General features: G+C 62.1%; 32 protein-coding genes. All 32 read right to left on the bottom strand.

Annotated features, from left to right (window positions below):
- Window positions 1–88: 88 nt before the first annotated feature.
- Complete coding sequence (rpsK, locus tag QO033_RS13495) at window positions 89–478, bottom strand: 30S ribosomal protein S11 (protein ID WP_284481501.1); 390 nt, start codon at window positions 476–478, stop codon at window positions 89–91.
- Between the two features lie 14 nt (window positions 479–492).
- A complete protein-coding gene (rpsM, locus tag QO033_RS13490) occupies window positions 493–861 on the bottom strand; it encodes a 30S ribosomal protein S13 (protein ID WP_284481500.1) in 369 nt (122 codons plus the stop codon).
- A 215-nt stretch (window positions 862–1,076) separates the two neighbouring features.
- Window positions 1,077–1,655: an adenylate kinase gene (locus QO033_RS13485; RefSeq protein WP_284481499.1), complete on the bottom strand. Its 579-nt coding sequence runs from the start codon at window positions 1,653–1,655 to the stop codon at window positions 1,077–1,079.
- Between the two features lie 8 nt (window positions 1,656–1,663).
- Window positions 1,664–3,034 carry a preprotein translocase subunit SecY gene (gene secY / locus QO033_RS13480; RefSeq protein WP_284481498.1) on the bottom strand — a complete coding sequence of 457 codons (1,371 nt, stop codon included), beginning with the start codon at window positions 3,032–3,034 and terminating at the stop codon, window positions 1,664–1,666.
- Between the two features lie 108 nt (window positions 3,035–3,142).
- Window positions 3,143–3,616: a 50S ribosomal protein L15 gene (rplO, locus tag QO033_RS13475; RefSeq protein ID WP_284481497.1), complete on the bottom strand. Its 474-nt coding sequence runs from the start codon at window positions 3,614–3,616 to the stop codon at window positions 3,143–3,145.
- A gap of 209 nt (window positions 3,617–3,825) precedes the next feature.
- Window positions 3,826–4,854, bottom strand: coding sequence for an LLM class flavin-dependent oxidoreductase (locus tag QO033_RS13470; protein WP_284481496.1), 1,029 nt, complete (start codon window positions 4,852–4,854; stop codon window positions 3,826–3,828).
- Between the two features lie 101 nt (window positions 4,855–4,955).
- On the bottom strand, window positions 4,956–6,041 hold the full coding sequence (locus QO033_RS13465; RefSeq protein WP_284481495.1) for a calcium-binding protein: 1,086 nt from the start codon (window positions 6,039–6,041) through the stop codon (window positions 4,956–4,958).
- 157 nt (window positions 6,042–6,198) lie between these two features.
- Window positions 6,199–6,387, bottom strand: a complete 189-nt coding sequence (gene rpmD, locus QO033_RS13460; protein WP_050931352.1) for a 50S ribosomal protein L30 — start codon at window positions 6,385–6,387, stop codon at window positions 6,199–6,201.
- Between the two features lie 3 nt (window positions 6,388–6,390).
- Window positions 6,391–6,969: a 30S ribosomal protein S5 gene (gene rpsE, locus QO033_RS13455; RefSeq protein WP_284481494.1), complete on the bottom strand. Its 579-nt coding sequence runs from the start codon at window positions 6,967–6,969 to the stop codon at window positions 6,391–6,393.
- Window positions 6,970–7,084: 115 nt separating this feature from the next.
- Window positions 7,085–7,444: a 50S ribosomal protein L18 gene (gene rplR, locus QO033_RS13450; protein ID WP_284481493.1), complete on the bottom strand. Its 360-nt coding sequence runs from the start codon at window positions 7,442–7,444 to the stop codon at window positions 7,085–7,087.
- 11 nt (window positions 7,445–7,455) lie between these two features.
- Window positions 7,456–7,989, bottom strand: a complete 534-nt coding sequence (gene rplF / locus QO033_RS13445; protein WP_284481492.1) for a 50S ribosomal protein L6 — start codon at window positions 7,987–7,989, stop codon at window positions 7,456–7,458.
- A 12-nt stretch (window positions 7,990–8,001) separates the two neighbouring features.
- Window positions 8,002–8,394 (bottom strand): 30S ribosomal protein S8, encoded by a 393-nt coding sequence (gene rpsH / locus QO033_RS13440; protein WP_284481491.1) that lies wholly within the window; start codon window positions 8,392–8,394, stop codon window positions 8,002–8,004.
- A 13-nt stretch (window positions 8,395–8,407) separates the two neighbouring features.
- Window positions 8,408–8,713 carry a 30S ribosomal protein S14 gene (rpsN, locus tag QO033_RS13435; RefSeq protein WP_284481490.1) on the bottom strand — a complete coding sequence of 102 codons (306 nt, stop codon included), beginning with the start codon at window positions 8,711–8,713 and terminating at the stop codon, window positions 8,408–8,410.
- Between the two features lie 18 nt (window positions 8,714–8,731).
- Window positions 8,732–9,295: a 50S ribosomal protein L5 gene (gene rplE, locus QO033_RS13430; protein WP_284481489.1), complete on the bottom strand. Its 564-nt coding sequence runs from the start codon at window positions 9,293–9,295 to the stop codon at window positions 8,732–8,734.
- Window positions 9,288–9,599 (bottom strand): 50S ribosomal protein L24, encoded by a 312-nt coding sequence (gene rplX / locus QO033_RS13425; protein ID WP_284481488.1) that lies wholly within the window; start codon window positions 9,597–9,599, stop codon window positions 9,288–9,290. Before rplX ends, rplE begins: the two co-directional genes overlap by 8 nt.
- Window positions 9,600–9,601: 2 nt before the next feature.
- Entirely contained in the window at window positions 9,602–9,970 is a 369-nt protein-coding gene (gene rplN, locus QO033_RS13420) for a 50S ribosomal protein L14 (RefSeq protein WP_005621870.1), read from the bottom strand.
- Window positions 9,971–10,047: 77 nt separating this feature from the next.
- Complete coding sequence (rpsQ, locus tag QO033_RS13415) at window positions 10,048–10,278, bottom strand: 30S ribosomal protein S17 (RefSeq protein WP_284481487.1); 231 nt, start codon at window positions 10,276–10,278, stop codon at window positions 10,048–10,050.
- A 12-nt stretch (window positions 10,279–10,290) separates the two neighbouring features.
- The gene (gene rpmC / locus QO033_RS13410; RefSeq protein ID WP_284481486.1) at window positions 10,291–10,497 is read right to left on the bottom strand and encodes a 50S ribosomal protein L29; all 207 of its coding nucleotides are present in this window, start codon (window positions 10,495–10,497) and stop codon (window positions 10,291–10,293) included.
- Between the two features lie 182 nt (window positions 10,498–10,679).
- Window positions 10,680–11,153, bottom strand: a complete 474-nt coding sequence (locus QO033_RS13405) for an acyl-CoA thioesterase (protein WP_284481485.1) — start codon at window positions 11,151–11,153, stop codon at window positions 10,680–10,682.
- A 64-nt stretch (window positions 11,154–11,217) separates the two neighbouring features.
- Window positions 11,218–11,838 (bottom strand): 2OG-Fe(II) oxygenase family protein, encoded by a 621-nt coding sequence (locus QO033_RS13400; protein ID WP_284481484.1) that lies wholly within the window; start codon window positions 11,836–11,838, stop codon window positions 11,218–11,220.
- A 199-nt stretch (window positions 11,839–12,037) separates the two neighbouring features.
- A complete protein-coding gene (gene rplP, locus QO033_RS13395; protein ID WP_284481483.1) occupies window positions 12,038–12,451 on the bottom strand; it encodes a 50S ribosomal protein L16 in 414 nt (137 codons plus the stop codon).
- Between the two features lie 13 nt (window positions 12,452–12,464).
- Window positions 12,465–13,181 (bottom strand): 30S ribosomal protein S3, encoded by a 717-nt coding sequence (gene rpsC, locus QO033_RS13390; RefSeq protein ID WP_284481482.1) that lies wholly within the window; start codon window positions 13,179–13,181, stop codon window positions 12,465–12,467.
- Window positions 13,181–13,561: a 50S ribosomal protein L22 gene (gene rplV, locus QO033_RS13385; RefSeq protein ID WP_284481481.1), complete on the bottom strand. Its 381-nt coding sequence runs from the start codon at window positions 13,559–13,561 to the stop codon at window positions 13,181–13,183. Before rplV ends, rpsC begins: the two co-directional genes overlap by 1 nt.
- 3 nt (window positions 13,562–13,564) lie before the next feature.
- Window positions 13,565–13,843 carry a 30S ribosomal protein S19 gene (gene rpsS, locus QO033_RS13380; RefSeq protein ID WP_008554066.1) on the bottom strand — a complete coding sequence of 93 codons (279 nt, stop codon included), beginning with the start codon at window positions 13,841–13,843 and terminating at the stop codon, window positions 13,565–13,567.
- 3 nt (window positions 13,844–13,846) lie between these two features.
- Complete coding sequence (gene rplB, locus QO033_RS13375; protein ID WP_284481480.1) at window positions 13,847–14,689, bottom strand: 50S ribosomal protein L2; 843 nt, start codon at window positions 14,687–14,689, stop codon at window positions 13,847–13,849.
- A gap of 594 nt (window positions 14,690–15,283) precedes the next feature.
- Window positions 15,284–15,580 carry a 50S ribosomal protein L23 gene (locus tag QO033_RS13370; protein ID WP_028094075.1) on the bottom strand — a complete coding sequence of 99 codons (297 nt, stop codon included), beginning with the start codon at window positions 15,578–15,580 and terminating at the stop codon, window positions 15,284–15,286.
- Window positions 15,577–16,194 carry a 50S ribosomal protein L4 gene (gene rplD, locus QO033_RS13365; RefSeq protein WP_284481479.1) on the bottom strand — a complete coding sequence of 206 codons (618 nt, stop codon included), beginning with the start codon at window positions 16,192–16,194 and terminating at the stop codon, window positions 15,577–15,579. Before rplD ends, QO033_RS13370 begins: the two co-directional genes overlap by 4 nt.
- Window positions 16,191–16,913, bottom strand: a complete 723-nt coding sequence (gene rplC / locus QO033_RS13360) for a 50S ribosomal protein L3 (protein WP_284481478.1) — start codon at window positions 16,911–16,913, stop codon at window positions 16,191–16,193. Before rplC ends, rplD begins: the two co-directional genes overlap by 4 nt.
- Window positions 16,914–16,931: 18 nt before the next feature.
- A complete protein-coding gene (gene rpsJ / locus QO033_RS13355; RefSeq protein WP_108838874.1) occupies window positions 16,932–17,246 on the bottom strand; it encodes a 30S ribosomal protein S10 in 315 nt (104 codons plus the stop codon).
- A gap of 549 nt (window positions 17,247–17,795) precedes the next feature.
- On the bottom strand, window positions 17,796–18,971 hold the full coding sequence (gene tuf, locus QO033_RS13350) for an elongation factor Tu (RefSeq protein WP_284481426.1): 1,176 nt from the start codon (window positions 18,969–18,971) through the stop codon (window positions 17,796–17,798).
- Between the two features lie 70 nt (window positions 18,972–19,041).
- On the bottom strand, window positions 19,042–21,159 hold the full coding sequence (fusA, locus tag QO033_RS13345) for an elongation factor G (protein WP_284481477.1): 2,118 nt from the start codon (window positions 21,157–21,159) through the stop codon (window positions 19,042–19,044).
- A 21-nt stretch (window positions 21,160–21,180) separates the two neighbouring features.
- Entirely contained in the window at window positions 21,181–21,651 is a 471-nt protein-coding gene (gene rpsG / locus QO033_RS13340) for a 30S ribosomal protein S7 (protein WP_284481476.1), read from the bottom strand.
- Window positions 21,652–21,663: the final 12 nt, after the last annotated feature.

Below are 21,663 nucleotides of genomic sequence, written 5' to 3'. Positions count from 1 at the left end.
TCCATGTCCGAAAAGCCCAGACGCCCGAGGTTTCAAATGACGTACCGGGGCCGTGCACAGGCACAGCCCCGTTAAAATCGTTCAGCCCTTAGACGCGGCGGCGCTTCGGAGGGCGGCAGCCGTTGTGGGCGATCGGGGTGACGTCCCGGATCGAAGTGATGTTGAAGCCGACGGCGGCCAGAGCGCGCAGCGCCGATTCACGGCCCGAACCGGGGCCCTGCACTTCGACTTCCAGGGTTTTCACACCATGTTCCTGTGCCTTGCGGCCAGCGTCTTCGGCGGCCATCTGAGCGGCATAGGGGGTCGATTTGCGCGACCCTTTGAAGCCCATGGTGCCGGCGGACGACCAGGAGATCGCGTTGCCCTGCACATCGGAGATCAGGATCTTGGTGTTGTTGAACGAGCTGTTCACATGCGCCACGCCAGCGGCGATGTTCTTACGCTCTTTGCGCTTCATGCGAGTCTTATCACGTGCCATTGATCAGCCTCCCCTTACTTCTTCTTGCCGGCGATCGGTTTCGCCGGGCCTTTGCGGGTGCGCGCATTGGTGTGCGTGCGCTGACCACGGACGGGCAGGTTGCGACGATGGCGCAGACCGCGATAGCAGCCCAGGTCCATCAGGCGTTTGATGTTCATCTGGGTTTCGCGGCGCAGGTCGCCTTCGACGGTGTAGTTGGCGTCGATGTGTTCGCGGATCTGCAGAACTTCGGCATCGCTCAGCTCATTGACGCGGCGGGTGGCGTCGATGCCGACCGCTTCGCAGATGGCTTTGGCCGAAGTATGGCCGATACCGGTGATATAGGTGAGGGCGATCGGGACCCGTTTGGAGGTCGGGATGTTTACGCCGGCAATACGTGCCACGTGTCACTTTCCTTTCGTTGCGGTTCCGTAGCTCCAGAACCTTTTTTCACAACGCGCGACCGCTGAGCTGCCCCAGGTGGCCGACACTTTTGCGAGGTGATCCGCGCGGCGGGCGAATCCCGTCGCGCGTGTGATTCCCATGAGGGATGCGGGTCGATATGGGGTTTTGACCCTTGGGTCAACCCCCGCCATCGAAATCCTGCCCCAAAGCGGGGTCAGGCGTCGAGCACGGCCGCGATCGCATCGTGCACCGTGTCGATCTCGGCCAGACCATCCACCGCGGTCAGATTGCCGCCGGCATAGTAGTAGCCGATCAGCGGCGCGGTCTTCTTGTAGTATTCCATCAGGCGGATCTTGACGCTGTCCTCGTTGTCGTCCGCGCGCACCGGCTGGCCGGCGGCCGCCGCTTCCTTGGCGCGGTTGACGATGCGCTGCACCAGCGTTTCGTCATCGACTTCGAGCTGGATCACCGCATCGAGGGTCTGGCCCTTGTCGGCCAGCAGCGCGGCCAGCGCATCGGCCTGCGGCAGGGTCCGCGGGAAGCCGTCGAAGATGAACCCGCCTTCAGACCCCTTTTCCAGCTGCTCGGCGATCAGGCCGATCACGATCTCATCGGTCACCAGCTGGCCGGCGTCCATGATGGCGGCAACCTTCTGGCCCATTTCCGTGCCAGAGGTCCGGGCCGCACGCAGCATGTCCCCGGTCGACAGTTGCACCATGCCGCGTTCCGCCACGAGACGTGCTGCCTGGGTGCCTTTGCCCGCTCCCGGCGGGCCCAAGAGAATGATGTTCATCGCCGTTTTCATCGCCGTGCCGGCCCTCGTTTTGCCCGTTTCTTGTTGCCGCTGCGCCCACGCAGCTGCGATTTCTCGATCAGCCCTTCGTATTGATGGGCCAGAAGGTGGCTCTGGACCTGCTGGATCGTATCCATGGTCACAGACACGATGATCAGAACCGAGGTCCCCCCGAAGTAGAAGGGCACGTGGAACTGGCCGCGCAGCACCTCGGGCATCAGACAGATGAACGCCAGATAGGCGGCGCCCAGAACCAGGATGCGGTTGACCACATATTCCAGATATTCCGCGGTCTTCTTGCCGGGACGGATACCGGGAACAAAGCCGTTCTGGCTCTTCAGGTTATCAGCCACGTCATCGGGTTTGAACGACACGTTGAACGTGTAGAAATACGCGAAGAACACGATCATCGCGCAGAAGAACAGCAGATAGAGCGGCTGGCCCGGCCCGAAGTAGGCCAGCAGCCAAGACATCACCGAGCCGCTGGCGGCGCTTTCGGAGAAGGCCGAGATCGTGGTCGGCAGCAGCAGCAGCGACGAGGCGAAGATCGCCGGGATCACGCCGGCCGGGTTCACCTTGATCGGCAGATGGCTGGAGCCGCCGTCGTAGACCTTCATCCCCACCTGGCGGCGCGGATACTGGATGTGGATCTTACGCAGCGCGCGTTCCATGAAGACGACGAAGGTGATCGCCACGATCACCATCAGGATCACGCCGACGATGATCGCCGGGCTCAGCGCGCCGGAGCGACCGGAAGCCAGAAACTGTGCCAGAGCGGCCGGGACCTCGGCGATGATGCCGACGAAGATGATCAGCGAGGTGCCGTTGCCGATCCCGCGCGAAGTGATCTGTTCGCCGAGCCACATCAGGAACATGGTACCACCCACCAGGGTGATGACGGTGGAGAAGCGGAAATAGAGCCCCGGGTCGGTCGCCAGATCGCCGGTCTCAAGCGAAACCGCCAGCCCGTAGGCCTGCACCGTCGCCAGCGCCACGGTACCGTAGCGCATGTACTGGTTGATCTTCTTGCGGCCCTGTTCGCCCTCTTTCTTCATCTGTTCCAGCGACGGAACCATCGCGGTCAGCAGCTGCACGATGATCGAGGCGGAGATATAAGGCATGATCCCCAGCGCGAAGATCCCCATGCGCCCCAATGCGCCGCCGGTGAACATCGACACCATGCCGCCGATGCCCTGGCCTGCACCCTCCATGAACTGCCGCAGGGCGGTTCCGTCGATCCCCGGGACCGGGATGAAGGTGCCAAGCCGGTAGACGATCAACAGGCCGAGGGTGAAGAGAATGCGGTTGCGCAGATCGGTGGCTTTGCCCAACGCGGCCCAACTGGTGTTGGCCGCCATCTGCTCTGCTGCTGATACCATGAAAGAGGTCTCTCTTATGACTGCGCCGCCCGGAGCCGTTTTCCGGCTCGGGCGGCGTCATGGAAAACTGAGGTCTATGTAAGCGGCTGGCGCGCCGCTCACAACCGCTTACGCTTCAGCAGCGACGGTTGCGACCTTCAGCGAGCCGCCCGCTGCCTCGACGGCAGCAATTGCCGATTGCGAGGCGCCGGTGACTTCGATGGTGGCTTTGGTGTTGAATTCGCCCTTGGCCAGGACGCGGACACCATCCAGCTTGCGGCGCACCAGACCGGAGGCGACCAGCGCATCCTCGGTGATCGCAGCGCTGGCGTCCAGCTTGCCGGCTTCGATGAATTTCTGGATCAGGCCCAGGTTCACAACGGCGTAGGCCTTGCGGTTCGGCTTGTTGAAGCCACGCTTCGGCAGACGCTGATAGAGCGGCATCTGGCCGCCTTCATAGCCGTTGATGGCCACACCCGAACGGGATTTCTGACCTTTGATACCGCGACCGGCGGTTTTACCCTTGCCGGAGCCCGGACCACGGGCGACGCGTTTGCGTTTGGCGGCGGCGCCGGGATTGTCGCGCAGTTCGTTGAGTTTCATATCGCTTCTCCTTGCCGGATGCGCCCCCGAAGCGGATGGGACGACCACGGCGTTTCTTGCTTGTTGCTGAGTCGGGCCGAGAGGCCACCGGGGGCGTATAGACGCTGGGGCGGCCCGTTGCAAGGATTTGGTGGAAAGCCCCTTGCCCCGAGCGGTCGACGAGGCGGGTACCGGGTCGCAGGCGATCCGGGGACAGATCACGGCAGCCCCTACCCCGCCTTCCTCAGCTCGGGCGCCACCTTGGTGCCCAGCACCTCGATCGCCTTCAGCATCTCCTTGTGATCGATCACCCCGATCGCCATCTGGATCGACACCCGGTCGAACCCCAAATCCTCCCTCAGCCCGAGGATCTTGTCGACCACCTGCGCCGGGGAGCCGACGAACATCGCGCCTTCCGGCCCCATGGCGGCATCGTATTGCGCCCGGCTCTGCGGCGGCCAGCCGCGTTCGCGACCCAGCTGATCCATCACCGCTTTCTGCGCCGGGAAGAACAGATCGGCGGCGGCCTTGCCATCCTCGCCCACGAAGCCATGGACGTTCAGCGACACCCGGGCCTTGGCGGCGTTGCCCGCCTGATCGGCGGCGCGGCGATAGAGGTCTGCCAGCGCCTTGAACCGGCGCGGTTCACCGCCAATGATGGCCAGCGCCAGCGGGCAGCCCAGCACACCGGCGCGGATCATGCTGTTCGGCGTCCCGCCGGCGGCAATCCAGACCGGCAGCCGGCCCTGAACCGGGCGCGGATAGACCCCCAGCCCCTCGACCCGCTGGGTGTGATCCGAACCCGCCCACCTGAGCTTTTCCGCCTCGTCGATGGCCAGAAGCATCTGCAGCTTCTCCTCGAACAGCGCATCGTAATCGTCGAGGTCGTAGCCGAAGAGAGGAAAGCTCTCGATGAAGCTGCCGCGCCCCACCATCAGCTCGGCCCGGCCGTTGCTGAGGTTGTCGAGGCTGGAGAACTGCTCATAGACCCGGACCGGATCGTCCGAGCTCAGGACGGTGACGGCGGAGCTGAGGCGGATCGTCCGGGTGGTGCGCGCCGCCCCCGCCAGCACCACCGCCGGCGCGGTGATCGCGTAATTCGGCCGGTGGTGTTCGCCGAGACCGAAGACATCCAGCCCAACCTGATCGGCCAGCTCGATCTCCTCCATCAGGTTGTTCAGCCGTTCCTGAGCGTCGACCCGATGGCCGGTCACCGGATCGGTGCCAAGATCGCCGAAGGTATAAAGACCCACTTCCATGACCGTCTCCTCATATCTGTGGCAAAGCTAGGCAGTCCGCGCGCCACCGACCAGAGGACCGGGCGCACAAGACCTGTGCGACCGCCCGACGGAAGGGGAGGTCAGATCAGGTCCATCCCGCCGGGAAGCACCATCCAGTCCGACAGATCGCCGCGAAAGGTGTCATGCCCTTCGAGCCAGACACTGACATCGGTATTTCCGTCGCCATCGGCGTCGACCTCAACCACGCCATCCTGCATCCGCACCTCGAACCGGCCGGTGGCGCTGAAATCCTTCCTGGCGCGATAACGGGCCTCCTCCGGCAGATCGAAGACGATGAAGGAGTCGATCTCCAGCATGTCGCCCTGGCGCCGGTTGAAATCGGTGATGATGCTGCCGACGTCCTCGGCGTAATAGGCCGGGCTGCCCGCCTCATGGATATAGTAGCTGTCGTAGAATCTGGTCGAGGTGAGCTTGAACGTATCCGCGCCGCGCCCGCCGGTGGCGGTGACGGTCATGCCCATGTCGAGAACATCGGCGCCGCCTCCGCCCCGCAGGATGTCCGGCGTCAGCAGATTGCCGGTGTTGAACCCGCCGGCCAGATGATCGCGCCCGGCACCGCCGTCCAGCAGGTTGTGACCGCTGATGTTCGACACCCAGAGGGTATCGTCGCCAGGGCCACCGAACAGCCGGTCGTTGCCCTGACCACCGTTGATCGTATCGTGGCCCCGGCCACCCTCGACCACATCGTCGCCATTCGAAAGCCCCGCGTAGTCGCTGTTGCCCGAAAGGCGCCCCTTGAACCCGTCGAGCGCAAAGGCGTCCCAGGCCGCCCCGGGCGGCAGATGGGAAAAATCTCTCAGCTCCAGGTCACCGTCGAAACCGCCCAGTGCCCCCTTGATCACGCCGTCGGCTTTGAAGGTGATCTTGTCGACCGCGCCGGACCATTCACCATCCTTGCGACTGAAATCGCCGGTCAGGATCACCTTGACGGTCAGGGTGAAGTCCTCCGCCCCGAACACCGGTTCGACATAGGTGTCGCGCAGGATGATCCGGCCCGCAGATTTACCCGACGCCGGCAGATAGGACGCCAGCCCGTCGCCATAGAGATCGGCATCGAAGATGCGGTCGTTGTAGAACAGGTGAAAGGGATTGGCCCGCAGATAGCCGCTGAAATCCGGCCGGCCGAGAAGGGTGGTTTTGACCATGGTTCGAAGCCCTGTCGCAGAAAATGGGTAATCGGAAATTCACCACGATGCTCCGCCCCGCGCCCCATTTCTGTCAACCGCCTTCTCCCGCACCCCAACGAAAAACGCCCCCGGAGTGTCCGGGGGCGTTTCTCTGTCCGTCGAAGACCGGTCGGGCTCAGCCGCGCTCTTCGATGATCTCGACCAGATGCGGGATCGAGTTGACCATGCCGCGGACCGAGGGGGTATCCTCCAGCTCGCGGGTCTTGTGCATCTTGTTCAGGCCCAGGCCGACCAGCGTGGCACGCTGTTTGGCGGGGCGACGGATCGGCGAACCGATCTGTTTCACAACAATGGTCTTGGCCATGGATTACGCCTCCTCTGCGACCGGCTCAGCGGCCGGCGCGTGGTGATCGTGCTTGGGCAGAATGTCTGCGACTTTCTTGCCGCGGCGCTGTGCCACCAGACGGGGCGACTGCTCTTTCTTGAGGCCGTCCAGGGTGGCGCGGATCATGTTGTAGGGGTTCTGCGAGCCGATCGACTTCGAAACGACGTCTTTCACACCCAGCATCTCGAACACGGCGCGCATCGGACCACCGGCGATGATCCCGGTCCCTTCCGGAGCGGCGCGCATGACGACCTTACCGGCGCCCCAGCGGCCATGCATGTCGTGGTGCAGCGTGCGGCCTTCGCGCAGCGGCACACGGATCATCTGACGCTTGGCCTGCTCGGTGGCCTTGCGGATCGCCTCGGGCACCTCTTTGGCCTTGCCCTTGCCGAAGCCGACGCGGCCTTTCTGGTCACCGACGACGACCAGCGCGGCGAAACCGAAGCGCTTACCGCCCTTGACGGTTTTCGACACCCGGTTGATCGCGACGAGACGATCGGCAAATTCAGGGGTTTCCTCGCGTTCGCGACGGTTACCCCGGCGGTTTTCACGTTCTGCCATAAGGCATTCCTTTCATCCAGGCGCCAGGCGCCGGTTTATCCAATCCTGGTGGGCCACCGCCGTGGCGGCAGGCCCCCGGATCATCGGGGCGGTGCAGGCACCGCCCACGCTGAACTTAGATCTTCAGGCCACCTTCACGCGCGGCGTCGGCCAGAGCCTTCACCTTGCCATGATAGAGGAAGCCACCCCGATCGAAGTATGCCTCTTCGACACCGGCCTTCTTGGCGCGCTCGGCAATCGCCGCGCCCACTTTTGCAGCCGCGTCGATGTTGTTCTTGCCGACAACGCCCAGATCTTTTTCCAGGCTGGAGGCCGAGGCCAGGGTCACGCCGCGCACGTCGTCGATCAGCTGAACGCTGATGTTCTTGTTCGACCGGTGCACCGAGAGGCGAAGCCGCCCGGCGTTGACCTTGCGAAGTTTGTTCCGAACGCGCAGGCGGCGTTTCAGAAACAGGGTCCGTTTGCTGTTTGCCATTTTGAGCGTCCTTACTTCTTCTTGCCTTCCTTGCGGAAGATATACTCACCCTTGTAACGGATGCCCTTGCCCTTATAGGGCTCCGGCGCACGCCATTCGCGGATGTTCGCTGCGACCTGACCGACCAGCTGCTGGTCGATGCCTTCCACCACGATCTCCGTTTGTTTCGGAGCCGTCACGGTGACACCGTCCGGGATCTGGAAATCGACATCGTGGCTGTAGCCCAGGTTCAGTTTCAGGACGTTGCCCTGCATCTGAGCCCGGTAACCCACACCCTGGATCTCCAGCTCTTTCTTGAAGCCCTGGGTCACACCGGTCACCAGGTTGGCGACCTGGGTGCGGGACATGCCCCACTGCTGACGGGCACGCTTGGACTTGCCGCGCGGCTCGACTTTGACAGCGTTTTCTTCGACGCTGATGGTCACATCGTCGGTGGCGGTGAAGCTGCGGGTGCCTTTCGGCCCCTTCACTTCAACGGTCTGGCCCGAGATCGTGGCGGTCACGCCGCTGGGCAGCTCGACCGGTTTCTTACCAATACGAGACATCTCTGGACCTCCTTAGAAGACGGTGCAGAGCACTTCACCGCCAACATTGGCGCTGCGTGCGTTTGCGTCCGACATCACACCCTTGGGGGTGGAGACAATCGACACGCCCAGGCCCTGACGGACCTGCGGGATGTCCTTGACGCCCATGTAAACGCGACGACCGGGTTTGGAGACCCGCTTCAGTTCACGAATGACAGGTTCGCCTTCGAAGTATTTCAGGCTGATTTCCAGAGCCGGGTGGCCGTTTTCACCGGTCACCGCTTCGTAGCCGCGGATATAGCCTTCGTCTGCCAGCACATCCAGAACCCAGGCGCGCAGTTTCGACGCCGGTGTGAGGACGGTGCTTTTGCCACGCATCTGCGAGTTGCGGATACGGGTGAGCATATCGCCGATAGGATCGTTCATCTCTATGCTCTCCTTACCAGCTCGATTTCACCAGACCGGGGATCTGGCCGTTCGAGCCCAGTTCCCGCAGCATGATCCGCGACACTTTCAGCTTACGGTAGTAAGCATGCGGACGGCCGGTCAGCTGGCAGCGGTTGTGCAGCCGGGTGGCCGAGCTGTTGCGCGGCAGTTTCGCCAGTTTCAGACGCGCTTTGAAACGCTCTTCCATCGGGCGGCTCTCGTCATTCGCGATCTCTTTCAGCGCGGCACGTTTCTCGGCGTATTTCGCCACCAGCCGTTCGCGCTTCTTCTCGCGTTCGATCATTGCTTTTTTAGCCATGTCCAATCCTTCCCGCGATCAGCTGTTGAACGGCATGTTGAAATGCTTCAGCAGTGCCTTCGCTTCCGCGTCGGTGTTCGCTGTGGTGGCGATGATGATATCCATCCCCCAGGTCTCATCGACCTTGTCGAAGTCGATCTCGGGGAACACGATGTGTTCCTTCAGACCGGTGGCATAGTTGCCACGGCCGTCGAACGACTTGCCCGAAACGCCGCGGAAGTCGCGGATACGCGGCATCGCAACGGTGATCAGACGATCGAGGAATTCATACATCCGGTCGCCGCGCAGGGTCACTTTGGCGCCCAGCGGCATGCCTTCGCGAACCCGGAAACCAGCGATGGATTTCTTCGCCTTGGTGACGACAGCCAGCTGGCCGGCGATGGCGGTCAGGTCTTCCTGAGCCGATTTCGCCTTCTTGCTGTCTTTCACCGCCTCGGCGCCACAGCCGATGTTCAGAACGATTTTCTCCAGCTTGGGGATCATCATATCGTTCTTGTAGCCGAACTCTTCTTTCAGAGCGGCGCGGATGGTGTCAGCGTAAAGCGTCTTGAGGCGCGGGGTGTAGGTTGCAGCATCAAGCATCGATCACGTCCCCCGTGGTCTTGGCGAAACGCACCTTTTTGTCGCCTTCCATGCGGAAGCCGACGCGGGTGGCTTTGCCGTTCTTATCCAGCAGCGCCAGGTTGCTCAGGTCGAGCGGCAGGGCCTTGGGCAGGCGACCACCCTGGCTGGTCTGGGTCTGACGGGTGTGGCGGATGGCCATGTTGATGCCTTCGACCACGGCTTTGCCGGCTTTCGGGTCAACGGAGGCGATGGTGCCTTCCTTGCCCTTGTCCTTACCGGCCAGCACGACGACCTTGTCGCCTTTGCGGAGTTTCGCAGCCATGATTACAGCACCTCCGGAGCCAGCGAGATGATCTTCATGAAGTTCTTCGCACGCAGTTCGCGAACAACCGGGCCGAAGATACGGGTACCGACCGGCTCGTTGTTGTTGTTCAGGATCACGGCCGCGTTGCGGTCGAAGCGAATGGCGGTACCGTCTTCACGACGGACTTCTTTGGCGGTGCGCACGACGACGGCCTTGCGGACGTCCCCTTTTTTCACGCGACCGCGCGGAATGGCTTCCTTGACGGAAACGACGATGATGTCACCCACCGACGCGTATTTCCGCTTGGAACCACCCAGGACCTTGATGCACTGAACTCGGCGTGCGCCGGAGTTGTCAGCAACATCCAGATTGGTCTGCATCTGGATCATGTGGTTTCTCCCGACCTGTGGGGGCTTGTGTTCTTCTGTCCCCCAGGGTTTCGATCAGGCCGAAAGGTTCGGAAGACTTACGCCTCCAGAACCTCCCAGCGTTTCGTCTTCGACTTCGGAGCGCATTCGATGATGCGGACCGCGTCACCCACCTTGTAGGTGTTGTTCTCATCGTGAGCCCGGTATTTCTTGGACTTACGGATGGTCTTCTTCAGAACCGGGTGGGTGAAGCGGCGCTCCACCAGCACGGTCACGGTCTGGGCGTTGGCGTCGCTGGTCACGGTGCCGGAGAGGATACGTTTGGGCATCTATCTGGCTCCTTATGCGTCGCCGGCTGCGGCAGCAGCTTTTTCGTTCAGAATGGTTTTCACGCGGGCAGCGTTGCGGCGGGCCGCTTTGATGCCGGCAGTGCTTTCCAGCTGACCGGTGGCCTGTTGAAAGCGCAGGTTGAAGCTTTCTTTCTTCAGGTTGGCCAGCTCTTCACGCAGCTGGTCCGGCGTCTTTTCACGCAGTTCTTTGGCGTTCATCGCCTTTTCCTTTTCTCAAAACACCAGAAGGCCCCGCTGATCGGGTCACCCTGGACCTGGTGGATGAATTGCAGACACACGAATCCCGCCAAGGCGGGAATCCGTGAGATGGGGCTCTATAAGTGAGGATCACCCGCGGGGCAAGCGATTACTTGGGCTTTCTGCAGGCGCCGCTGCGGGGCTCAGCCCTGGCTGGCCTTCTTCATCTCTTCCGAGATCTGGCGCCGCAGGGTCCTGCGCATTTCCGCCGCGCGCTGGCGCCGCGCCTCGGTCTCGTCCAGCACCGCCAACTCTGGCACCGGGGTCGGCTCTCCGGCCTCATCCACCGCAACCATGGTGAAGTAGCACGAATTGGTGTGCCGGGTGGTGCCGGCGCGGATGTCCTGCGCCTCGACCCGGATGCCGATCTCCATCGACGTGCGCCCGGCATGGTTCACACTGGCGCGGAAGGTCACCAGTTCACCCACGTTGATCGGCTGCTTGAAGGTCACCTGATCGACCGAAAGCGTCACCGCATATTGTTTGGAGAACCGCGAAGCGCAGGAAAAAGCCACCCGGTCCAGGAGGTTCAGCAAGGCACCGCCATGCACCTTGCCGCTGAAATTCGCCATGTCCGGCGTCATCAGAACGGTCATTTCAAGCTTGCGAGGATCCATCCGGTCTTTCCCATGCAGAAGAGAGGGCCGCAGCCCCCTGAGACATCCTCCCTCGCCGGGCGCGTTACGCCCAGCTGTAGTTGAAACTGACGCTGATCCGCTCGTCTTCCGCCATGTTGAGCGGCACCTCATGGCGCAGCCAGCTTTCCCACAGCAGCACCTCCCCCACCTCGGGGGCGACATAGACGAAGCTCTGCAGCTCGCGCCGCGCCTCCTTGCGCCGCGGCGGCGCCGCCATCATCATCGCCGAGCGCGGATCCTCGTATTTGATCGCGCTGGCGCCCTCGGGCATCGACACGTAGGTGGTGCCGCTGATCACGCTGTGCGGATGGATATGCGAGGCATGGGTCCCGCCTTCGGGCAAGATGTTGATCCAAAGATCCTCCAACTGCAGCGCCCGACCGTCCAGATCGAACTGCAAATCCTCGACAAAGGCCGCCACATGCGCATCCAGCGATTTCACCAGATCGCCGAAGATCGGGAACCGCCAGGGCAGATCGGTCAACGACGCGTAAGACGTATAGCCGGGATAGCCGTTCTGCTCGCACCACTCCTGTCCCGCCTCGTCATCCTCGGCGATGGAGTAGCAGGACGCTTCCAGCTCGGCGGCATCGATGGCAGGCCCATGCTCGCGCAGCGCGGCGCGATAGAGGCGGGTGACGAAGAGAGATTCGATCTGTGACATGCTCATCTCTTAGCGCGCCCCGCCGCCCGGCGCGAGAGGCGCATTGCCCCGCCTTCGATCTGGCAGAAATATCCCGGGGGAATCGCCGCAGGCGATTGGGGCAGAGCCCCCTGCCCGGCCGGCAACAAAGAAAAACCCCCGCCGGTCGCCCGGCGGGGGTTTCGATCTCATGGGACCGGGTCGTCGCCCGGCGCCCGGATTACCAGTCCTCGCGGACCACGACGCGGGTCTTGATCGGCAGCTTCATCGCGGCCAGGCGCAGGGCCTCGCGGGCGATTTCATCGCTGACACCGTCGATCTCGAACATCACGCGGCCGGGTTTGACCTTGGCGGCCCAGTAATCGACCGAGCCCTTACCTTTACCCATCCGGACCTCGGTGGGTTTGGAGGTCACCGGGGTATCCGGGAAGATGCGGATCCAGACGCGGCCCTGACGCTTCATGTGGCGCGTCATGGCACGGCGGGCAGCTTCGATCTGCCGGGCCGTCACGCGCTCCGGCTGGAGCGCCTTCAGACCGTAGTGACCGAAGTTGAGATCGCTACCGCCCTTGGCCAGACCCTTGATCCGGCCTTTGTGCATCTTGCGGAATTTTGTACGCTTTGGCTGAAGCATATCCTGCTACTCCTTAACGGTCGCGGCGGCCGCCACCGGCACCACGCGGGGCCGGGCCGTCCTGCAGCTCTTGTGCCTTGCGATCCCGCGCGGACGGATCATGTTCCATGATCTCGCCTTTGAAGATCCAGACCTTGATGCCGATGATCCCATAGGGGGTCGTGGCTTCGGAATGGGCGTAATCGATGTCAGCGCGCAGGGTGTGCAGCGGCACACGGCCTTCGCGATACCATTCGGTCCGTGCGATTTCCGCACCGCCCAGACGGCCAGCCACGTTCACCCGGATACCCAGGGCGCCCATGCGCATGGCGTTCTGCACGGCCCGTTTCATCGCGCGGCGGAAGGACACCCGGCGTTCCAGCTGCTGGGCGATGGACTCGCCGACCAGCTGTGCGTCAAGCTCGGGCTTGCGGACTTCGACGATGTTCAGGTGCAGTTCGCTGTCGGTCATTTTCGACAGCTTCTTGCGCAGAACCTCGATGTCGGCGCCTTTCTTGCCGATGATCACGCCAGGACGTGCGGTGTGGATCGTCACGCGGCACTTCTTGTGCGGGCGCTCGATGATCACGCGGGCCACGCCGGCCTGCTTGCACTCGTCCTTGATGAAATCGCGGATCTTGATGTCTTCCAGCAGAAGATCACCGTAATCCTTGGTATCGGCGTACCAGCGGCTGTCCCAGGTGCGGTTGACCTGAAGGCGCATGCCGATCGGATTGACTTTCTGACCCATTAGGCTTGCTCCTCGACTTGACGCACCTTGATCGTGAGTTCCGAGAACGGCTTGATGATCTTGCCGAACCGGCCACGGGCACGGGGACGACCACGCTTCATGGTCAGGTTCTTGCCGACATAGGCTTCCGCCACGATCAGCTCGTCCACGTCCAGGTTGTGGTTGTTCTCAGCGTTGGCGATCGCGGACTGAAGGCATTTCTTCACGTCCTCGGCGATCCGCTTGTTCGAGAAGGTCAGATCGGTCAGAGCCTTTTCGACCTTCTTGCCACGGATCATCGCCGCAACCAGATTCAGTTTCTGCGGGCTGGTGCGAAGCATACGGGTCTTGGCCATCGCTTCGTTCTCGGCCACGCGGCGGGGATTCTTTTCCTTACCCATGACTTACTTCCGCTTCGCTTTTTTGTCGGCGGCGTGACCGTAATAGGTCCGGGTCGGCGAATACTCACCGAACTTCTGACCGATCATGTCTTCCGAGACGTTGACGGGAATGTGTTTCTGGCCGTTGTACACACCAAAGGTCAGCCCGACGAACTGGGGCAGGATGGTGGAACGACGCGACCAGATCTTGATCACTTCATTGCGCCCGCTTTCGCGTGCCGCTTCGGCTTTTTTCAGCACGTAAGCGTCAACAAAGGGGCCTTTCCAAACAGAACGAGCCATGGATTAGCGGCCTTTCTTCTTGGCGTGACGCGAGCGGATAATAAGCTTTTGCGACGCCTTGTTCTTGTTGCGGGTACGCGCACCCTTGGTCGGCTTACCCCAGGGGGTCACCGGGTGACGGCCGCCCGAGGTCCGGCCTTCACCACCGCCGTGGGGGTGGTCGATCGGGTTCATGACGACGCCGCGCACGCTGGGGCGGATGCCCTTGTGACGCATACGGCCGGCCTTACCGTAGTTCTGGTTGCTGTTGTCGGGGTTCGACACGGCACCGACGGTGGCCATGCATTCCTGACGCACCATGCGCAGCTCGCCCGAGGACAGGCGGATCTGGGCATAGCCGCCGTCGCGACCGACGAACTGGGCGTAGGTGCCGGCGGCACGGGCGATCTGGCCGCCTTTGCCGGGTTTCATTTCGATGTTGTGAACGATCGTCCCGATCGGCATGCCCGAGAAGGGCATCGCGTTACCAGGCTTGATGTCGGCCTTGGCGGCGGCGACGACCTTGTCGCCCACGGCCAGACGCTGCGGCGCCAGGATATAGGCCTGTTCGCCATCTTCGTATTTGATCAGCGCGATGAAGGCGGTCCGGTTCGGGTCATATTCGATCCGCTCAACGGTGGCCGCCACGTCGAATTTGTTGCGTTTGAAATCAACGATCCGGTACAGGCGTTTTGCCCCGCCACCACGGCGGCGAGAGGTGATCCGTCCGGTGTTGTTCCGGCCGCCCGACTTGGTCAAACCCTCGGTAAGGGATTTGACCGGACGTCCTTTCCACAGCTCCGAACGGTCGATCAGCACCAGCCCGCGCTGGCCCGGCGTCGTCGGCTTATACGACTTGAGTGCCATGCTTTCTGTCTTCCGTCTAGCACACGGGTCCTTAGGTTCTTGTCTTTGGACCCGCTATGTTAAAGCCCCCCGAAGGTGGCCAGTTTGAAGGGCCCCGAAGGTCCCCGGTTACAAAATCAAGCAGCCCCGGAACGAATCCGGGGCTTCAGGATTGGTGGCATTTAGCAGGGTTAGGGGGAGGTGTCTAGGGGGCGAACTTCCTACGCGAGAGTTTCCCAAAAGGCAGCCTTCGTCGCGACTACTTCATCGTCGGATGCCGCATTTAAAAGGTCTAGCAGTGCGAAATTCGCATGATCACAAAGGAACACCCTGTATTCCGGGTACATCTCAGGTCCGAAGTCAATCACCGACCCCAAGCTCTCCACCAATTCGCTACATCCGGCGACAGTCCTTAGAATAACGTGCGCGATCCACGGCTTAGCAACTGTATCTATCAGAGGCGGCTGGGCTCCCATTCCTGTCGCTTCTGATAGATACAGTTGCTAGGAGCACTCACCGACATGTGAAAATGGAAGGTCATAACCTCAACCCATAACGAAAAGCCCCCCGCCTTACGGCGAGGGGCTTTCCAATTCTTCCAGACCTGAGGTCTGATCAGAGGCCGGTCGACACGTCGATCGTGTTGCCCTCTTCCAGGGTCACATAGGCCTTTTTCACGTCTTTCCGCTTGCCCATCTGGCCGCGGAAGCGCTTGACCTTGCCCTTGGTGACGGTGGTGTTGACAGCCTTCACCTTGACCCCGAACAGCGCCTCGACCGCTTCCTTGATCTGCGGCTTGTTGCTGTCGATGGCGACCTCGAAGACGACCGCGCCGTTTTCCGACGCCATGGTGGCCTTCTCGGTGATGACCGGCTTGCGGATCACATCGTAGTGTTCTGCTTTCGCGCTCATTTCAGTCGAGCCTCCAGAGCTTCGACACCCGCCTTCGTGATCACCAGGGTGTCACGCTTCAGGATGTCATACACGTTTGCGCCGATGGTCGGCAGCACGTCCAGCCCTTCGATGTTGCGCGCGGCGCGGGCGAAGCCCTCGTTCACGGCAGCGCCATCGATGATCAGGGCGCGCTTCCAGCCCAGGTTCTTCACCTGTTTGGCCAGCGCTGCGGTCTTGCCTTCCGACTCGGCCGACTCGATCACCACCAGCTCACCGGCTTTCGCCTTGGCCGACAGCGCGTGACGCAGGCCCAGCTTACGGAATTTCTTCGGCAGGTCGTGGGCGTGGCTGCGCGGGGTCGGACCCTTGTAGATACCACCCTTACGGTAGATCGGCGCGTTGCGGTCGCCGTGACGGGCGCCGCCGGTGCCTTTCTGGCGATACAGCTTCTTGGTCGAGTAGCTGGTTTCCGAGCGGGTCTTCACCTTGTGGGTGCCGGCCTGCGCGGCAGCACGCTGCCAGCGGACGACGCGGTGCAGGATGTCTGCGCGCGGCTCCAGACCGAACAGCTCTTCCGAGAGCTCGATGTCGCCGGCTTTACCGCCGTCCAGATTGATCACGTCCAGTTTCATGCTTCACCACCTTCCGCGGGGGCTTCCGCTGCTTCGGCCGCAGCCGCTGCTTTCAGACCGGCCGGGAACGGCACGCCTTCGGGCAGTTTCTTCTTGACCGCATCCTTGACCGTCACCCAGCCGCCTTTGGAGCCGGGAACGGCGCCCTTGACGAAGACCAGGCCGCGGTCGGCATCGGTGCGGACCACTTCCAGGTTCTGGGTGGTCACACGGGCGGCACCCATGTGGCCGGCCATTTTCTTGCCTTTGAACACCTTGCCGGGTTCCTGACACTGACCGGTGGAGCCGTGCGAGCGGTGCGAGATCGACACACCGTGCGAGGCGCGCAGACCGCCGAAATTGTGCCGTTTCATGGCACCGGCAAAGCCTTTACCGATCGAGGTGCCGGAAACGTCCACCTTCTGACCTGCCAGGAAGTGCTCGGCCGAGATTTCGGCGCCCACTTCGATCAGGTTGTCCGGGTCGACGCGGAATTCGGCCAGCTTGCGCTTGGGCTCGACCTTGGCGGCGGCGAAATGGCCGCGCATGGCTTTGCTCACGCGTTTCACTTTCGGGCTGCCTGCGCCGAGCTGAACGGCGGTGTAGCCGTCTTTCTCGGTGGTGCGCTGCGCCACGACCTGCAGGTTGTCCAGATGCAGCACGGTCACAGGGATCTGCTTGCCGTCTTCCATGAACAGCCGGGTCATGCCGACTTTCTTTGCGATAATACCAGAGCGCATATCTACTACCCTCCGACCTTACGACTGCAGCTTGATCTCGACGTCCACGCCGGCGGCGAGGTCGAGCTTCATCAGCGCGTCCACCGTCTGCGGGGTCGGATCAACGATGTCCAGGAGCCGCTTGTGGGTGCGGATCTCGAACTGGTCACGGGATTTCTTGTCGACGTGAGGCCCACGCAGAACGGTGAACTTCTCGATCTTGTTCGGCAGCGGGATCGGGCCGCGCACACTGGCGCCGGTCCGCTTGGCGGTGTTGACGATTTCCTGCGTGCTGGCATCGAGCACGCGGTAATCGAACGCCTTAAGCCGGATACGGATGTTTTGGCTTTGCATCGTATTGCCTTTTTATCCAGGCGTTGGGGTTGAGAGGAGGGCTCGCGCTCATCGCGATCCCTCATCGAACCCAAAAGGCGGGAATCATCCCGCCTTCATTCGCAGTCGCGAACCCGCGCCACATACACGGCAAAACCCCACGGGACAAGACGGAACCGCAAAAAGGCCCAGAAAACCTTACCCGCCGCACAAGGAACCGCCCCGGGCGGGGGGGCAGTCTTCCGCCTCTTGGCCCTGAAGGGCCAATTCACCCCCGAGGATATTTTCAGCCAAGAAAAGAGCCTGAGGGAGGGCACCGGTTCGAGCAGAGTACACCCGGCGCTTCTTCTCTGCCCAAATACTCTCGCCGAAGGCACCGGCGGACCGCCGGTTCGCACCGGGGGCAGTGGCGCGGCCCTTTCTGAGGACCTCTCTGTGGGTGGGGAAACCCGCCGCGATTATGCGATGAGCTTCGACACCACCCTCATGTGCCTGTCCCGAGATCACCGCATCCAAACAAAAAGGGCCTCCCGAAGGAGGCCCTTTCCGTAGGAACATCAGCTTCGCTGATTATTCGATGATCTTCGACACAACGCCGGCGCCGACGGTGCGGCCGCCTTCACGGATGGCGAAGCGCAGGCCGTCTTCCATCGCGATCGGCGCGATCAGTTCGACTTCGAACTTCAGGTTGTCGCCCGGCATCACCATCTCGGTGCCTTCCGGCAGCGTCACGGTCCCGGTCACGTCGGTGGTCCGGAAGTAGAACTGCGGACGGTAGTTCGCGAAGAACGGGGTGTGGCGGCCGCCTTCTTCCTTGGTCAGGATGTAGGCTTCGGCTTCGAACTTGGTGTGCGGAGTCACCGAGCCCGGCTTACACAGAACCTGGCCACGTTCCACCGCGTCACGGTCGATGCCGCGCAGCAGCGCGCCGATGTTGTCGCCGGCTTCCCCGCGATCCAGCAGCTTGCGGAACATTTCCACACCGGTGCAGGTGGTGGTCTGGGTGTCCTTGATGCCGACGATCTCGATGGTGTCGCCGACGTTGATCACGCCACGTTCCACACGACCGGTCACAACGGTGCCGCGGCCCGAGATCGAGAACACGTCTTCGATCGGCATCAGGAACGGCATGTCCACGGCGCGTTCCGGGGTCGGGATGTATTCATCCACGGCCGCCATCAGTTCGCGGATCTTGTTTTCGCCGATCTCCGGATCACGGCCTTCCATCGCGGCCAGCGCCGAGCCTGCAACGATAGGGATATCGTCGCCGGGGAAGTCGTAGGACGACAGCAGTTCGCGGATTTCCATTTCGACGAGCTCGAGCAGCTCTTCGTCGTCGACCTGGTCAACCTTGTTCATGAACACGACCAGGGCCGGCACGCCGACCTGACGGGCCAGCAGGATGTGCTCACGGGTCTGCGGCATCGGGCCGTCAGCCGCGTTCACCACCAGGATCGCGCCGTCCATCTGCGCCGCACCGGTGATCATGTTCTTCACGTAGTCCGCGTGGCCGGGGCAGTCGACGTGCGCGTAGTGACGGCTCTCGGTCTCGTATTCAACGTGCGCCGTCGAGATGGTGATCCCGCGCGCTTTCTCTTCCGGGGCGCCGTCGATCTGGTCGTAGGCTTTGAAGTCGCCGAAATACTTCGTGATCGCAGCCGTCAGCGTCGTCTTGCCGTGGTCAACGTGGCCGATCGTACCGATGTTCACGTGCGGTTTCGAACGGTCAAACTTTTCCTTTGCCATGATGGCCTCCTTTAAAATTGGAGCGTGGCGCGGACCTCAAAGACCCGCGCCCGCTGCATCTCGTGTTGACTTAGGCGTATTTCGCCTGGATTTCGTCGCTGATATTCTGCGGCACCGGATCGTAGTGATCGAACTGCATCGTGAACTGCGCGCGGCCCGAGGACATCGAGCGCAGGGTGTTGATGTAGCCGAACATGTTCGCCAGCGGCACGAAGGCGTTGATCGCGATCGCGTTGCCGCGGGTTTCCTGACCGGTCACCTGGCCCCGACGCGAGGTCAGGTCGCCGATGATCCCGCCGGTGTATTCTTCCGGGGTGATCACTTCGACCTTCATGATCGGTTCCAGCAGCTTCGCGCCGGCTTTCTTCATGCCTTCGCGCATGCACATGCGGGCGGCAATCTCGAAGGCCAGAACGCTGGAGTCGACGTCGTGGAACTTACCGTCGAGCAGCGCCACTTTGAAGTCGATCACCGGGAAGCCGGCGAGCGGACCGGAGTCCATGACCGAGTTGATGCCTTTTTCCACGCCGGGGATGTATTCCTTCGGCACGGCACCACCCACGATGCGCGATTCGAAGGAGTAACCTTCGCCCGGCTCGGTGGGGGTGATTTCCAGCTTGACCTCAGCGAACTGACCCGAACCACCCGACTGTTTCTTGTGGGTGTAGGAGTGCTCGACCTTGTGCGAGATGGTTTCGCGATAGGCCACCTGCGGCGCACCGATGTTCGCTTCCACCTTGAATTCGCGCTTCAGGCGGTCGACCAGGATGTCCAGGTGAAGTTCGCCCATGCCCTTCATGATGGTCTGACCGGACTCGAGGTCGGTTTCGACGCGGAAGGAGGGGTCCTCGGCTGCCAGACGGGCCAGACCCGCCGACATTTTTTCCTGGTCGCCTTTGGTCTTCGGCTCGACCGCGATCTCGATCACCGGATCGGGGAAGGTCATGGTTTCCAGCACAACCGGTTCCTTGACGTCGCAGAGCGTGTCACCGGTGGTGGTGTCTTTCAGACCTGCCAGAGCGATGATGTCGCCGGCAAACGCTTCCTCGATCTCCTCACGGTTGTTGGAGTGCATCATCATCATACGACCGATGCGCTCTTTCTTACCCTTGGTGGAGTTCAGGACGGTGTCGCCTTTGTTCATCTTGCCCGAGTAGATACGGGTGAAGGTGAGCGAGCCGACGAAGGGGTCGTTCATGATCTTGAACGCCAGGCCCGAGAACGGCATGTCGTCGTCCGCGCGGCGGGCGATGTTCCGGACTTCTTCTTCGTCGCCCGGTTTGAAGCCCATGTAATCAACCACGTCGAGCGGGCTCGGCAGATAGTCGATCACAGCGTTGAGCAGCGGCTGAACGCCTTTGTTCTTGAAGGCGGAGCCACCCAGCATCGGCACGAAGGTCATCGACAGGCAGCCCTTGCGCAGCAGAGCGCGCAGGGTGGGAACGTCGGGCTCTTCACCTTCGAGGTAGGCCATCATCGCGTCGTCGTCCATTTCGACGGCGGCTTCGATCATCTTGCCACGCCACTCGTCGGCCTGCTCCTGCAGCTCGGGACGGATGTCTTCGAGCACCCAGGATGCGCCGAGGTCGTCGCCTTTCCAGAGCCATTCCTTCATCAGGACCAGGTCCAGCAGACCTTCCAGCTCGGTCTCGGCGCCGATCGGGATACCGACCGGAACCGGACGGGCGCCGGTGCGGTCTTCGATCATGCGCACGCAGTTGAAGAAGTCGGCGCCGATCTTGTCCATTTTGTTGACGAAGACGATCCGCGGAACTTCATAGCGGTCGGCCTGACGCCACACGGTTTCGGTCTGCGGCTCAACGCCGGCGTTGGCGTCCAGCACGGCAACCGCACCGTCGAGAACGGCGAGCGAACGCTCCACCTCGATGGTGAAGTCGACGTGACCGGGGGTGTCGATGATGTTGAAGCGGTGCTTCGGGGTCTGCGCGGTTTCACCGTCTTCGGTGCGTTCCCAGAAGGTGGTCGTCGCAGCCGAGGTGATGGTGATGCCGCGTTCCTGCTCCTGCTCCATCCAGTCCATGGTGGCTGCACCATCGTGCACCTCACCGATGTTGTGGGATTTGCCGGTGTAATACAGGATGCGTTCCGACGTGGTGGTCTTACCAGCATCGATATGCGCCATGATACCGAAGTTGCGGTACCGGTCGAGGGGATATTCGCGTGCCATTGGTTTCAGCCCTTGAGAAGGTTACCAGCGATAGTGCGAGAAGGCCTTGTTGGCCTCTGCCATCTTGTGGGTGTCTTCGCGTTTCTTAACAGCAGAGCCACGCGATTGCACGGCATCCAGAAGCTCGCCGGCCAGGCGTTCTTCCATGGTGTTCTCGTTACGGCCACGGCTTGCGGTGATCAGCCAGCGGATCGCCAGCGCTTCACGGCGCTCGGGGCGCACTTCGACCGGAACCTGGTAGGTGGCACCACCAACGCGGCGCGAACGAACTTCGACGGCCGGTTTGATGTTGTCGAGCGCTTCGTGGAAGACTTCGACGGGGGCGCGCTTGATCTTGGTCTCAACGCGATCCAGCGCGTTGTAGACGATCTTCTCTGCGACCGATTTCTTGCCATCGATCATCAGGTTGTTCATGAACTTGGTCAGAACGCGGTCGCCATATTTGGCGTCGGGCAGAACTTCGCGCTTCTCGGCGGCGTGACGACGGGACATCTCGCTCTCTCC

The organism is Pseudodonghicola flavimaris (genome assembly GCF_030164425.1).
GTDB lineage: Bacteria > Pseudomonadota > Alphaproteobacteria > Rhodobacterales > Rhodobacteraceae > Pseudodonghicola > Pseudodonghicola flavimaris.
This window is presented reverse-complemented; position numbering and strand designations above follow the sequence as displayed.